Annotated in this window: 10 protein-coding genes; 3 read left to right on the top strand and 7 right to left on the bottom strand. The window is 40.4% G+C overall.

Translation table 11 applies throughout. The annotated features are described in order from the left end of the window. Positions 1–222: 222 nt before the first annotated feature. On the bottom strand, positions 223–789 hold the full coding sequence (locus QT327_RS09320; protein WP_130857651.1) for an RNA polymerase sigma factor: 567 nt from the start codon (positions 787–789) through the stop codon (positions 223–225). A gap of 215 nt (positions 790–1,004) precedes the next feature. Continuing rightward, the gene (locus tag QT327_RS09315) at positions 1,005–3,719 is read right to left on the bottom strand and encodes a M14 family metallopeptidase (RefSeq protein ID WP_289552671.1); all 2,715 of its coding nucleotides are present in this window, start codon (positions 3,717–3,719) and stop codon (positions 1,005–1,007) included. A gap of 372 nt (positions 3,720–4,091) precedes the next feature. Between QT327_RS09315 and QT327_RS09310 the strand changes: the two genes are divergently transcribed. Beyond that, the gene (locus tag QT327_RS09310) at positions 4,092–4,991 is read left to right on the top strand and encodes an arginase family protein (protein WP_130857653.1); all 900 of its coding nucleotides are present in this window, start codon (positions 4,092–4,094) and stop codon (positions 4,989–4,991) included. Between the two features lie 57 nt (positions 4,992–5,048). Here QT327_RS09310 and QT327_RS09305 read toward each other — a convergent pair whose 3' ends face one another. Further along, complete coding sequence (locus QT327_RS09305; protein WP_130857654.1) at positions 5,049–6,044, bottom strand: aldo/keto reductase; 996 nt, start codon at positions 6,042–6,044, stop codon at positions 5,049–5,051. A gap of 121 nt (positions 6,045–6,165) precedes the next feature. Between QT327_RS09305 and QT327_RS09300 the strand changes: the two genes are divergently transcribed. Beyond that, positions 6,166–6,522: a winged helix-turn-helix transcriptional regulator gene (locus QT327_RS09300; RefSeq protein WP_013666027.1), complete on the top strand. Its 357-nt coding sequence runs from the start codon at positions 6,166–6,168 to the stop codon at positions 6,520–6,522. A gap of 744 nt (positions 6,523–7,266) precedes the next feature. Beyond that, positions 7,267–7,926, top strand: coding sequence for a DedA family protein (locus QT327_RS09295; protein WP_289552670.1), 660 nt, complete (start codon positions 7,267–7,269; stop codon positions 7,924–7,926). A 132-nt stretch (positions 7,927–8,058) separates the two neighbouring features. Here the strand turns inward: QT327_RS09295 and QT327_RS09290 are convergent, their stop codons facing one another. Genes QT327_RS09290 through QT327_RS09275 form a run of 4 tightly spaced genes read right to left on the bottom strand, consistent with a single transcriptional unit; the run spans position 8,059 to position 15,065 of the window. Continuing rightward, on the bottom strand, positions 8,059–10,806 hold the full coding sequence (locus tag QT327_RS09290) for a TonB-dependent receptor (RefSeq protein ID WP_130857655.1): 2,748 nt from the start codon (positions 10,804–10,806) through the stop codon (positions 8,059–8,061). Between the two features lie 34 nt (positions 10,807–10,840). Then, positions 10,841–11,878: a PKD domain-containing protein gene (locus QT327_RS09285; RefSeq protein ID WP_130857656.1), complete on the bottom strand. Its 1,038-nt coding sequence runs from the start codon at positions 11,876–11,878 to the stop codon at positions 10,841–10,843. 56 nt (positions 11,879–11,934) lie between these two features. Continuing rightward, a complete protein-coding gene (locus QT327_RS09280; protein ID WP_130857657.1) occupies positions 11,935–13,308 on the bottom strand; it encodes a discoidin domain-containing protein in 1,374 nt (457 codons plus the stop codon). Positions 13,309–13,349: 41 nt separating this feature from the next. Next, positions 13,350–15,065, bottom strand: coding sequence for an alkaline phosphatase family protein (locus QT327_RS09275; protein WP_289552668.1), 1,716 nt, complete (start codon positions 15,063–15,065; stop codon positions 13,350–13,352). Between the last annotated feature and the right edge of the window lie 6 nt (positions 15,066–15,071).

The raw sequence follows: 15,071 nt of genomic DNA, 5'->3' as shown, positions 1-15,071 counted from the left end.
AATGATTTAATCGTATACGGTTTATAACTTATATATTCACTATAGACAAGAAATCTTTGAATAATCCCTAATGAAACTATGACTTTTGCGTATAAACGATCTGGAAATTGTTGGGTTGTTGAATCACGATAATGACAGTAGCAACAGTACTAACATACTGCAAACCCTATTGCTTAACGCGGATAGTAGAGTAGTGACGAAATGGTTGAAGGTTATAACGGATTATGCCAGCTTAAATTCGGCCTTAAGAATATGAGCTAATTTTTTCATGGCATTTACCAAATGTGCATCCACCGTCTTTGTGGACAACCCTAGAATATCAGCTACTTCTTTGTAGGAAAACCCCTCCTCTTTCACCAGTTGAAAAACTAATTTACATTGCTTTGGTAAAGAAGCAATAGCTTGTTCTAGTTTTGCTTTCATCTCTCCCTGAATAAATATAGCTTCAGGACTTGGCGTATTTATTTGAATATCAAAATCCACCTCATCGAGTGACAGTAGCTCGCGCCCCGTATGTTGCTTCAATACATTCAGTGATTTATTTCTTGCAGCTACAAAAGCGTAATGCTTCACATTCTTTATCTCCAATAGTTGCTGGCGCTTCTCCCACAGCATGAATAAAACATCACTTGCCACTTCTTCTGATAATTCCCATGATTTCAGAAAACCGAAAGAAAATTTTCTAATCGGTTCAAATAAAATATTAAATACCTCAATATAGACACCTTCGGTATTAGTAATCGCCATTTGGTGAACCAAAGACGTTAAATCACGTATTTTTTTGGTCATGGTTATATAATTGGAGAAACCAAATATACTATTTTTTGATCCGCCACAAAATAATCCTCAGAAAAAAGCGAAACAACGGACCGATTTCACGAATTACTTTATGTTAAATCCTATTTTCTTTTTTTTAAAACGAGATTAAAATAAGAGTTTGTTGAAGCAAGGTATACATTTTTATAATTGATTAAAGCAAAACGATTTTTGAACACTTACGCGCACTACTTATACAACCCATTAAACAATAATTTGAAAGTACCATGTGCCTGCCCTCTGTTGGTAATTTCCGGCCCAAAAGCGTAAAAAGAGCCCTTTCCTACTGTGGTGTAAAACGCAGCAATACCTCCTTTAAGATATGCCTGTCCCCAAGCCCACCCACTTTTAAGTATTTTATCGGTATCAAACCACATCAAAGGTTTTATTTGACTCAAGCCCTCATTTTTGATCCGAAATGTTTCGCTATTGTTGAAAACCACATCAGCATAAGCGTGCATGCCAAAATTGGGTGTCTGCGTGGTATCAACACGAACCGTTAAAATGCTGCTGGGTATATAGAATTTATCACCTGATAAGGTCATCGATTCCCCGTTATCGTTTTTTACACTTAAGGCATTTTCTACGGGCAGTTTAAAATGGTAGGCTAAATTAGTTGCATTGCCGACGGTAACAATCCTACCTCCTTCCTTCAGGAAGGTTCTAAGTTGAGGAATAGATTTATCTACACTTAAGCTTCCCAACATATGGTGATAAGCCACGGGTACCTCCTCTTTTGATGGCATTCGTAGATATCGACTGCTATTCTTTATAGTTGGTAAAGGAGGCATTCCACCTCCGATGAACAAAATAACATCAAATCTTCTGTGCAGCTGACCTTTGTCTATATCTTTCGGATAAACAAGCTGGAAATCAAAATGAAATTGTTCCAGGATCCAACGCACCCAACCGGAAGGTATGGAGCCACCGTAATAATCGAACAGAGCGATTCGACCGGGTTTGATATTCAAAAGATCTTTTGGCTTTGTAGAAACTGCTTTAGCCATGACACCATACTTACTCACCACTTTCTGTAATAAAGCACTTTCTTTTGTTTCTACATAGAAAGAACCGGCAGGCATTCCCTCCGTGACGGCCTGTGTTCTGTAAACTTTTATATTTTCTTTCAGCAAATCATTAACGGCGGTAAAGGAGTCATTTACGTTAGCATCCAACAAATACCCCTGTTTGGAAGAAGCAAGCTCTTTGACAGGTGGATCTTGTAACAAACCGTAAGCAATACGTTCAAATGGCCCATCAAAAGCATCCGTTATTCGGTCGAAGCGTACTCCCATCTGAAACGCTAAAGTCCATCCAGCTGCATCATATGGTTTTACCGGTGGGCCACCGGGATATTGAAAATCGTTCGGATGATCTTGCGGTTCAAACATATCCAACACATGCGCGCGGAAGGCTTGTGCCGTTTTTACGATATAAGACCCTGCAGGGTAGCGCTTTGACCCCACAGAAAAATCTGCCTTTGCCTTATGTATTAGTACACCTGATTTGATTAACGCATTAACAAATTTCACCGCTGTAGGAAAGTCTGATTGATCAGCTGGAATAATATAACCCCGTGCATCTCGAAAGGCAGGATTTTTCAGAACAGCTTCATAGTAGTGCCTAGGAATTGTATCGCCTTTTAATTGCTTCTCGCCTTTGTCTCTTTTATAAGCCATTGCAATAGAATCTGCGTAACGTGGCAAGAGTGTCCAATTATCTCTACGTCCCTTCTCTATGGCATTTTTCCCCATCAGGTATATATTATAAAGCAGTTCATCTCCATGCCGCTGCGCATAATTCAAGATGGCGTAGTTTAACGAAAGTGAATAGTCAATTGACTGCCTAAAATGCCAAGTTTGTGGGGTAACCGGATTGGGAGTTGCATTATTCGGTATCAAACGTGTTGGTATTACCGGCACTTCTTCGGGTGTCGGATTGCCAATAATCTCGGTCAATATCCCGATCATATTATGAAAGTAAGGAGTTGTTCTTAGTCCACCGTTCCACCAAGTAGAAAATACAGAGCCGCTTAGACGTGTATAACCAGGTTTGTTCTCCGCATTTAACCGATTGTTCATAGCCGCCGCGACACCGTCTATGCCGGTTATGATCAATGGGTCGAATACGTGATTAAAAGGATCACGGTAAGGAGGGCCCGCTAAAACCGAACCTTCGGGTCCGCGTTGGTGATGGTTATAAACGATTTGAGGCATCCATTCAATGTACTGCTGGCGCGCAATATGCGTACTTTCTTTCATGTTCATCATGAAAAAATCGCGGTTATTATCGTGCCCGATATATTTTTGATATAATCGCGGGATATGCATGTTACGCTTTTTGGGATCCTGCTCTTGCATATACCAGGTACTCATCAATTCTTGTCCATCCGGATTTACCTGCGAAAGTAGAATAATAACGCCGTCCAATATGGCTTTATTTTCAGCATCATTGCGACTAACTAACTGATAGAAAGTCTCGATCAGCTGACGAGTGCCAACCGTCTCATTGGCATGCAGCCCACCGTCTATCCATACCACCGGCTTACCTTCCATGGCTAGTTTTTTTGCCTCTTCACAGGAAAGGTCTTCGGCGCGTGCCATTTTTTGTGAAATTTCCTTATATCGGCTGAGTTTTTTTAAATTTTCAGGAGATGAAATCACCCAGATATACTGCCTTCGCCCTTCTTCGGTTTTCCCGATTTCCAACGTTTGTACCCGATCCGAAAGTTTGTCGATCAGCTGAAAATATTTTTCCAATTGTTGATAAGTTGCCAGTTGATAATCATCACCGATTGAAAATCCAAAGTGTGATTTTGGTACAGGAATCGCTTGTGCCAACACCTTCCCCGTTACGGCTAAGAATAGCAGGAAAAGGAAGCATCTTTTTTTACCGTAATTCATTATATCTTACTCAATTTACGCTGATTTGAAAAGTTACCTGATTTTCAATGTCCATCTATGCTTGAGGAGCAATTATATTTATGTATCATTATCCAGTAACTGCCTAAATAAAAACGACCAGTTCTTAAAACAGCTTCTAAATACTAGTTCATCGCCCGCTAACCTGACAGATGGCAGAAATAAAAAATTCTCATCTCTTTTTTATACCCAACAGTCAGTTTAATACAGATTTTTAGGCTTTATACAATTTTAAAATAATTAACCATAAAAAACAAACTTAATATTATTTACATTTAACTTAAGTAAGCAAATACAAAAGAGACATGGATTTGTATGATAACATCATAACTTCATTACCGCTTAGAATATTCAATGAAAAACGTTTATATTCTTGAATGTCCTTCTAATTTAGGGCTCAAAGAACCTTATCCGGGGCACGAGCCGGGGGTAAGGATGTTACCCAATTGGTTAAAACAATGGGGTTTATACGACAGCATTCCCAGCATACGGGTTACTAGGCTTGAGGCTCCGGCCTACACGATGAATTTAGATAAGGAAAGCGGGGTTCGCAATGCCGATGCTATCGTCGATTATGCACTTACTCAAAAGCGTTTTTTTGAAAAGGAAATTAAAGATTCCGTATTCCCTTTCGTTCTAGGTGGAGATTGCAGCGTTTTACTGGGGCCGTTATTAGCTTTGGCTGAACGGGGCCGCCATGCATTATTTTATTTAGATGGCCATACTGACTTTATTTGGCCTTCTTTATCGCAAACTGGCGGTGCAGGTGGCATGGCGGCAGCTTTCGCTGCGGGTCGTGGGCCCGAAAAGATGACCAATATATCAAGTTTGAAACCCTACATCGACGAGCAACATGTTTGGTGCGTGGGAAATAGAGAATACGTAGATTGGTATGAGCAGGCCATTATTGAATCAAAGGCGACTTATATTCCATTGTACCAACTAAGGTCAAGGGGCATTCAATCTTGTGTTGCCTCCTTTTTAAATCATGTCGAAAAAGAAGAATTGTCCGGTTTTTGGATTCATTTTGATGTCGATGTACTGAACGATAAGTTGATGCCAGCAGTAGACAGTAGAAGCCCTGATGGTTTGGCTTACGAAGAATTAGTGGAATTACTTGTTCCTTTGCTCGATAGTCCAAAAGTTGCCGGAATGACACTTACTATTTTGGATCCGGACCTAGATCCCTCGGGTTTGCATACCAAAAAATTTGTAGAGCAAATAAGCTACATTTTCAAGGAAATCTGCGGTTAAAACACCTAATTAAGTAAACGTCTGTAGGGATCTTTACTACAGACGTTATTAACATCATTAGACGGCTAGCTGTAACTGACTCAATTTCTCCGTAATAAATGCAAGTTCATCGGTTGAAATCGTGCTATCGACAGCCTTTGCATTTTGAACCGCTTGCTGCGTATCTCTAGCCCCGACCAGGGTAATGGTAATGCCTGGCTGTTCTAATGTCCAAAGGAGAACAAGCTGCCCTAAAGAAATGTGTTTATCATCTGCCAAGGGTTTGATACTTTCTAGAAACGCATTTGTTCTTTTTAAATTCTCCTCTTGAAAATAATGAAGTCCTGCACGATGATCCCCTTCACCAAAAATATGACCTGGCTTCATCTTACCGGTTAACAAGCCACGTTCTAGTGGACTATAAGCAATAATGGACTTATGATGCTGCTGGCAGTACGGAATAATCCCTTGCTCAATATCCCGCTTCACCATGCTATACGGAACTTGATTAGAAGCAAGTTTCAATGTACGTTCGGCTTCTTCCATTTGCGGAACATTGTAATTACAAACACCGGCATGCCGAACCTTCCCGTCTTTTATCAATTGGGCAACAGCCTCCATCGTTTCCTCGATGGCTGTGGTTTTATCAGGCCAATGAATTTGGTAAAGATCAATGTAATCGGTTCGTAACCGACGCAAGCTGTCTTCACATTCTTTCACAATGCTCTCTTTACCTGCATATTTATAAATATCGATATCTTTCCCACTATTGTCCTTGCTTTTGAAGGCAAAGTCGCCCTGTATCGAATCCCATCGCATGCCAAATTTCGTAAGAATTAAGACCTTATCGCGCGGTAATCCCTGAATGGCTTCGCCTACGATTTCTTCGCTTGTTCCCTGCCCGTAAATCGGTGCCGTATCAATCGTGTTTACACCTAACTCGTAGGAAGCCTTGATGGCATCTATTGCATCTTTTCTTTCCGTTCCTCCCCACATCCATCCCCCGGCGGCCCAAGCACCGAAAGTTATAACTGAAGGGTTTAAATCTGTCTCTCCAAGTTTTCTGTACTTCATTTTTTGTCTACTATTTTATATGTGTGTTATAAAGAAAATAAATACTCTTAGCGGTTTTGTTACAGCTACTATCATAGCCACTTCTACCAAAAACCCTATATTAGCTTTCAAAAATAATTTTATGAGAAAACTGAGCTCAACAAATTATTACAACCAGACCTATCTAGAGGAAAAATGCGCCTTGAATGAACTTTTACATTTATTAAGTAAACGATGGCTGACTGATGTTCTGTTCAGCATCGAAGAAGGAAACACTCGGTTTTCGAGCATAAAAGAAGATTTAAAGCACATAAGCGATAATATTTTAGCAGATCGATTAAAACATCTTGAACATTACAAATTGATTCGCCGTCGTAATAACATACACGAAGTTCCGCAACGTGTTGAGTATTCACTAACAGAATCCGGTACAAAACTAAGCGACATGCTTGATCAGTTATGTAAGTTTGCCGAAGGCGAAATCGACTTTCCGGAATAACCCGGAATCCGTAACATTTTGACTACATTCTAAATCCGTTTTTTGTTTGATTGCTTTACAAAAAAAAGCATTCTAGATAAAATTGCAAGTACTTAGTAAATTGTGAGTAACGACTTGCCATCAGATGATTCTTTACAAAACGAGTGTGAACCGTCATTAACCTTACATTAACTATTAACCAGCTACTGCCTGGCACCGTGTGCAAGTACGACGATTATTAGACAGTTCTATTCACGCATACAAACATAATCTCATAAAGTATTGTTATATTCGCAGCGTATAAAATTTGCGTTAGAAAGGAATGTTGCTCCAGAGAGAAAAAATTGTTTGCAAAAGGGAACTTTATTTAATCCTTATTTGCGTATCCAGTTTCTTATTAAGCTCTTTTTTCTTTTATAATAAAACACCTGTTCAAAGCGTAAATCAGTTTAGCGGATTCGTTATACAGGACTATGCCCTTGATGATGTAATAACACCCTCCCGGCAGACAAAAAAACAAGCCCACAAAGAATATAGAAATACCATACTGAATTGTTTAAGTTCTTTTCAGGAATCTATACTAACTCCTATACATCCGCTTTCGATTTTTTATACATCAATATGGTATAAACCATTCTATTACGATTTTCTCTCTCTATATAAATTATTTTAACAAGCGAAACTTTTAACGCTCAGAGAAAACGTAAAACTACTTCTCTTGACCCATGGTGCTTATTTGAAAACTGATTTTTAGAAGTTACGTTCATGACAGAAATTTTTGATTTTTTCCAAAACCTCACAAATCCTGAGTGGATCATGGAGAACGGAGGCTTATATCTTTTATTATTTATTGTATTTGCAGAAACAGGGATTTTACTCGGATTTTTTCTTCCCGGCGATCCGCTCCTTTTTATAACCGGGATGATTTTAGCAAACAATACACTTCCGGATGTAGATTCCATATGGAGTCTTTTATATTGGATTTTATTAATATCCATCGCAGGCATTTTAGGTAATTTCTTAGGCTATTCGACAGGCAAACGCTCGGGAAGTGTACTTCTTAAACGAAAGGACAGCTTTTTATTTAAAAAGAAGTATATCGTACAGGCGCAAGAATTCTATGAGAAGAAAGGCGGCGGCGCCATCATTTTAGCTCGATTTATGCCTATTGTGAGGACTTTTGCTCCAATTGTGGCCGGTATAGTGAAGATGGACCTACGAAAATTTTCAATTTTCAACATTGCCGGTAGTTTTATCTGGGTGGGTGTTTTAGTAACAGCAGGTTACCTGTTGGGCGAAAATGAATGGATAAAAAACAATTTGGAGAAAATCATTTTCTTAATTGTCCTTATCGCTACCGCTCCGGTTTTAATCAAAATGTTAAAAGGTTTAAGAAGTAAAGGTTTAGAAAAGAATGCTTCGTAAATTAATGCAGTGTTGACTAAAAAATAAAGGTCTCCAACCGGGGAGATTGGAGACCTTAGCTAACCAATTATAAACCTAAATTATGATGAGACAAAGATAGATGTATCAAATACACTTGTCAAGTTTTTTATATTATTTCGCTATTTGATAGTGAAAAACCCCTCTCGCCAGTTGCCCATTAGCACCAATTCCCTCTATTACTATTCGATATTTACCCTCGTTACCGGTGTTAAAGTAGCTTACACTTGCTTTACCTTCTTTATTAACCGATACTACCGGACTCCAATACACGGTACTACGTTGATCAGCCAAGATATCCGCTCTTTCTGACACACCGTATTTAGGGGAATAGAACTCACGCGTTGATGTAAAACCTTTCGGCGCATAGAGCTTCGTACTATAATCGGTACGTTCCGTTGGTGACCATCCCTTAGTATTGATTAAGATGACTCCGGTAGCAGCCCCGCCTCCATATATATTAGTGAGCGAGGGTGATCGCAGTACTTCCAAGCTTAAAATTTGAGTAGGATCTATTAAATTTTGTTCAAAAATACCTACCAAGTCCTGTAAATCTCCGTCGCTATGAAGATCAAGTATGCGCCCATCAATAATAACCTGCATTTTTCCACCCCGCGTAGAGGTAGGAAAAGTGACAGGCCCTATGCTAGTTTGTTCTGTTCTAAACACAACGCCTCGTAGGCGTCCTTCCAAACAGGCCCTTAGCGTTGGACAAGTCCCTAGCTCGCTCGCTGATATTATCTGATCAGCTCTACCCGGACCGTTAAGATTATAAGATCGCGGCAATGATTTAGCCGTTTTGGCGTTTACAATGACCTCATTTAATTTAATGAGCCTACTTTCAAGTCCCACCTTGGCTAATGCATCATCATGTTTTTTTGTACTCGAAAAGTATGTATCAAGTTGTTGATTAATATTTAGTGATAGATCAGCTGTATTCTTATTATAGGTTACGCCTAAACTTGGAATCCCTTCCAAAACGAGTTCGACTTTATCACTCCCTTTCTCGGAACGCCCTTGTATGGTAAATTTTATATTATCGGCTAAAAATAGACTGTCAAACACAAACACACCTTCTGTGTCTGTAATAGTTTCGAGTGTAATATTTGCAGCCACGGAAAGCAACGTTATTTTACCATTAACAACCGGTTTACCTTGGAGCGTAAGCAATTTCCCGCTAATGGAGGATACCATTTTCTCGGGAGGATAAATCGGTTTTTTCAACTTGTCGGCCAGCAAATCCGACCAAATAAAACGGCGGTACCCCTGCGTCATCAGCAACAGGTCCAAATGATCACGCTTTTCATCAGTTATATTGGTAAAATAGTAATTTGGTTGTTCGATATATCCTCTTAAATTACTTTGTAATAATAATTGAGAGAGAATGGTGGTTTCTTGCTCTTCTTTAACAGGAACTTGACTTTCATCGGTAACAGCTAAGGAAAAATTTCCTGAAACTGGCAGTCCTTCATTGTCGAGCACGCTCAAGTTAAAGTTTTGCTCGCTTCTTGGCTTATAACTATCCTTTAAATTCGCGAGGGATATATTTAAATTATCGCTACGCTCTATGAAAGCAATCCGTTCATTCAAAGCTTGCCCTTGACTAAACAAAGTGAATTGGACAATTCCTGAAACACCTTGTGTCAACGGCACATATAAATTGTTTAGTGGACGATTAGGGCTTAAATCAGTTGCATAAAACACTTCTCCATCTGCTTGTGCAACAATACTTATCGGTTGTTTCAATCGATCGTTACTGCACATAATACGTAAAAGCACTGTATCCGTTGCAGCCTGTGAATACACCGACAGCACATATCCGGAAGTCTTTACCTTGGGAAGCGAAAGCTGCTTTGTGCTACCATCCTGAAATACAACTTGAGCCTTGTATTGCTTTCCACTTTCGGGAGTAAACATAAACTGCCCCATACCCGCATGCACGCTATTAAATGTTGTTAAAATTTGCTGATTTTCATCCAACACTTCACCTTTTATCTCGACACCCAGGCCATTCACACCTATTGCCTTAAAAGCGATCCGATTGGGAACACCCGCCACTAGATCACCACTTTCAGGAAAAAACTGGACATCGGCCCGATCATATTGTAAATTTATCGGAAAAATGCTTGTCGCTACTTTCTCTTTATCTAGCCGAATTTCGCTTACAATAAAAGCCGTAACTGAATCACGTAAACTTCTTTCACTCAATGGCACCATTAATCGTCCCTCTTCATCCGTTTTACCCTTTCGCTGGTTCAATAACTCGCTCTCCGTGCGTATGAAGTATTCGATTGATTTTTCGACCAGGGGCCTCCCTTCTCCATCAAAAAACCGGATATGCATCCCACTAAGTTTTTTGTCTTCCGTTTCATCAAATTGCAACGTTGCTTGGGTTTGAATTCCATAAGGGCTTATGGCACCGATGTATAAGATGCGGTCATAAAAGTAATCGCTGTCAGCATTCCGCATCCACTGCGTATATGCTCTTAAACGATAGTTTCCTGCTTTTAATTCTACAGGCAAACTAATATTGCCCTTAGCCATACCGGCAATGAGTGGTAACTTAAGTGAAGAAACTACCGAATCAGTTGAAGAAATAAGATCGACATAAACGGCTCCACTTAACGAAGAGAGTTGATGATATGCTCCCACGACAGTATAGGTCTTAAACCAAATCGTGTCACCGGCCATATAATAAGGCTTGTCTATATGTAAGTGTACTTTTTCTGACGGATATTCTTTGGCCCAAGCCTCAAGTGGTTTTAAAATTTGTTCCACGCTATCCTGCGCGTTTGCAATAATAGCGCTCTGGCTAAAAAGCAATAAATACAGCAAAACGCGAGAAACGAAATTTTTAATCATATCAAGATTGTTTAGGAATCTGAAGCATTAACTTTTAAGTTTGCGGCAACGATAATACCCGCCATTCGGATAGTTGGAAGAGGGAACCTGAATTCACCGCCGTCACATATATACGATAAAAATTATAAGCGGTTGAATTAGCAAAAGTAAAGGTCCTTGTTTCTCTCCTTCCGGGGAAATCTTCGTTTTCACGTCTATCTAAAACGGTCCAATTGCTACCGTCTTTTGATCCTTCTAAACGCCAATTAAGCGGATCGCGACCATCTGCATCATTGCCTGATGTAAAGGTATAACCACCTAGCACAACAGGATTATAGAATTCCAGCTGAAACCACAGATCACCCGAGAAATCCGACTGCAAAAATTTAGTCGTGATATCATTGTCCACCAATTTCTTCGATCCCTCTCCCCCATCGGGCCCGCCATTATTATCTCTTGAAACAGAAAGCACGCCATCTGCCGTTACGTCTCTAACAATGCCCAAATCAGTTAACAACCGCGTAATTTGCAAAACCGATCCTTTAGGTGTTTTTCCTTGTAGTGTATAATAATCAAACCTTCCTGTCTCCACAGGGATGCTGACTTCGCGTTCAGTGGAAATAGGAGTACCTGTAGCCGTTGCTCCGTTATACCAGCTGACTTCGCTTAAATTTACTCCAGTATTAACTGCCAAATCCAAGGTTCCGGTTCCCGTAGGACGGGTGTCCATTTCCATCAATCGGTTTGGGTTTATTTGGATAATTTTCTCCCGTTGAGCCCAGTATTTTTCTTCATTCTCTACACGCATTAAAACGGTAAATGTTCCCGTTTTTAAAAAAGTGTGTACCGGTGAGGTTTCGACAGAGCTACTGTCGTCTCCGAACTCCCAACGAACGACTGAAAAATTCGTTGACTCATTTTCAAAATCAAAAGTAAACGGATCATCATCTGCTACCTGCGAAGCTGTAAAGCTTGCGGTAGGCTTAGGTCCCTCTGGTTCAGGTGCAATCTCTTTCTCATCCTTTTTACAACCCGCACACAGTGTTACAGCGAGGAAAATTGTCCCCAGCAAATTCCTGAATTGTATTTCCATAATCAATAGCTATTCCTTTGTTTTTTATATTAGTCGATAACATGAACACGCGTCCGCTATGGAACTCGAATAAGCCGCCATTCAGCCAACTGAATAACGCCGCTGCCATTGTTATTGGTAACATTCAATCGATAATATTTATACGCTTTTGCTGTTTCGAAATCGTAACGCTTGGTTAAGAAACGATTCGCAAAGGTCTCCCCTGCTCTCGTATCTAAAGTGATCCAGATCGACCCATCGTCCGAGCCTTGCAGATTCCAATCTTTTAAGTCTCGATCCGCAGCATCGTTTGCTGAGGTAATTGTATATGCACCGATAAGCTGTGGTTCCGAAAAAGCTAGCTGAAACCAACTGCTACCCACAAAACCTGGCTGTAAAAATTTCGTATTAATGTTGTTGTCAATCAGTTTTGCCGCGTTCTCATTGGCATTTGAATTATCGTGGTCTACACTTAAGGTACCCGTAGCAGTTACATCTACTTCTCTTACATATTGCGGATGGACAAGCACAACAACATGACTTTTCGTTGGATCTAAGAGATGCCTAGATGTTGCCACTAACTTAACAACTAATGCCAAAGTACGATCGGCATTTTCTTCAATGGTAGACCATGGAACAATTAAATCCATAGCAGCGCGGCTGAGGTTACTACCCACCTGATAGGTCTCATTAAGTGTATATTGATCCGGACGAAGGGCAATGGTATTTTCCGGTAAAATACCCTGGCCAACTAAGCTTGCTATACTATCTGTATTGACACCGGTTGTTACCGTAAAGAAATTCCCAGGTGTCCCTGCTAAACTAATTCCCAGTGGAATATTTATCCCGGCAGAGGTAACATTATAATTCCTTCGATTGCGCACCTCCAACACCGTGCCACCTCCGTTTGTAATAGACACGTAATGGATATCCTCTTCCTTTAGAATATCGTTGGTATTAAAAACAATTATTCCTGATTTATCTGAACCAATCGTATTTCCTTTACCGGGATTAACCAAGTCGTAAGCTAATGCTACTTTATGGCCAAAAAAGCGCTCGAGGCCGGAAAGGCCGATTTTCACCTCAAAAGTAGCTTCCTTAGCTCCATAAGCGATATCTACCGCGTTCGGTAAGGTAATCGCATTTGAAGGTAATACGTAGACATCGGTCAAGTTACCGCTCTCTACTAATTGGATCACTGTATCTGCATTTAACTGCAGACCAACCTGAAAAGCTTTTGTCGCCGGGGATGATAAAGTAACTTTTATCGGGATAGTCACTTCATCACTATTTTTCACGATTTCACCTGCGATTTCACCCGCAGATACTGTCGTAGCAACATTGCGGTTTAATGCAAAACTATCCAGTCCCTCCTTTTTACAGGAAATTGACATCGTGCAAAGCAAAGCAATAAACACAAGTGGTTTAGTAAGTTTGTATCTTTTGTTCATATCTTTCCATCGTTAAAATCGTTCTATTGAAAAGGTTCAGTCTATTGATCTAACCAAGTTCTACCATCTAGCTGCCAATTCTCTTGCCGTGATATTTTAAGCCATGTATAGATTTGTGTCGGTACATCAAAAGTTCTTGGTACCTGAGAACCTAAGTCGGCTGTAGTTGGCGCACACAGATACTCATTTAACCGATCATAACTAAAATCGTCTGATGTCATTGTTAAATGATTGCCAAAAGGCCCTTCATCACGGACGGTACCATCTGTGTCATTGGCTACGGGCCAATAACCGGCCAGATAATCATAATAAGGATGATTTTCGTCGACGCCTATTTCACAGGCATAGCGTGCAATCACGTCATCCGGCAAAGCCGCTTTCCAAATACGCACATCGGCCACATAAACGTCTGGTTCTCCATGGCCATTACCGTTAATGTAACCGATCTTTAGCGGTGCATTCGTATCTAAATTACCCCAACCCTGTATGCTAGCTTCGGTATTAAAAGCTCCATTGGTGTAAGTACGGACAAAGCGTTCTCCATCGCGCACAACTCCTACTACCGCCACACTGCTCCAACTGGCATCAGCTAGTGTGCCTCCTTTCACTTGGTTGCCATTACCGGTTCCACGTGCATTGAACATCCAATAATCGTTCTCCAAAAAAACAACCCAACCATTGGAGGCCCATCCCGATGACCATTCGGGGCGCTTACCGAGCACACTTGGGTAAATGTTCTTGATTGCTTTATTCTTCTTGACTTTTAATTCAATGGTAAAAGCGCCGGTATCCAGATTATAAACAGTATTATCACCCATTTCCAGTACGGCATGACGTTGCCCTTGAAAACGGGCAAAATCACCTTGAAATCGGTTACCGATAAAAGGTTTGCTAACAAACCGTCTGTTATAACGAGACGCACTGAATATGGTAAAGGTGTTTGCCACAGGGTTGCTAAATACGGTATTATCATTCTCCGATAAAGGATACTCGCCCCCGATACTTGATGTAACAACGATGAGCCAGTTTTCTTCTTGATAGGTTGGCCTTTCTTTTAATGCGTTTAGCATATCGCCTACAGCAGCATCAAAAGTTACAAGAGCCTCTCGATAAGCTGGTTTTGACACATCATATCCAACGGCCGAACCAACTTTATCAGGATTGCTGAAGTGCGCAGTAATAAACCCTACATTTTCCGCTTGCAGAGCGGTAACTACCGCAGATTTGACCGCATCGTCGTCGGCAACTAGCTGACTTTCATCCGTATCAGTGGTTAAGTTATCTTTAAACACGCTTGAGGTAGTGAATACGCGAATATTCGTGGTTGAATCGGCTTGTTTTATTCGCTCATAAATTAAGGGATAAGTATCAAAGTTATTGGTACTGAAATCATTATCTATCACCCCATGTTTCTCTTTTGCCACCCCTGTAAACAAACTAGCCCAATTAGTTCCCGGCTGTGTTGCTTGTTCATCAGCCAAAGAAACCCAAGAGTAGATAGCGTGGTTTAATAACCCATTGATATTAGGGACCTCGATCGCCTGTATTGATTGTCCTCTTATACCATCTGCTATGATGTATAAAACTTTTGGCTTACCATAAGTTACATCAACGGAGTCATTATGCATCTTGTCTGGAATTGTCTTCTCAAATTCCTGCTGGCAAGAGCTAGTTAACAAAATAGCTAATACGCTCCATACAGATAAGGGCCGGAGCACCTTTTTTGTCGCTAAAAATATCTTTTTTAATTCCATCATAATGTT

Origin of the sequence: Olivibacter sp. 47, assembly GCF_030372825.1 — a bacterium.
Lineage (GTDB): Bacteria > Bacteroidota > Bacteroidia > Sphingobacteriales > Sphingobacteriaceae > Olivibacter > Olivibacter oleidegradans.
This window is presented reverse-complemented; position numbering and strand designations above follow the sequence as displayed.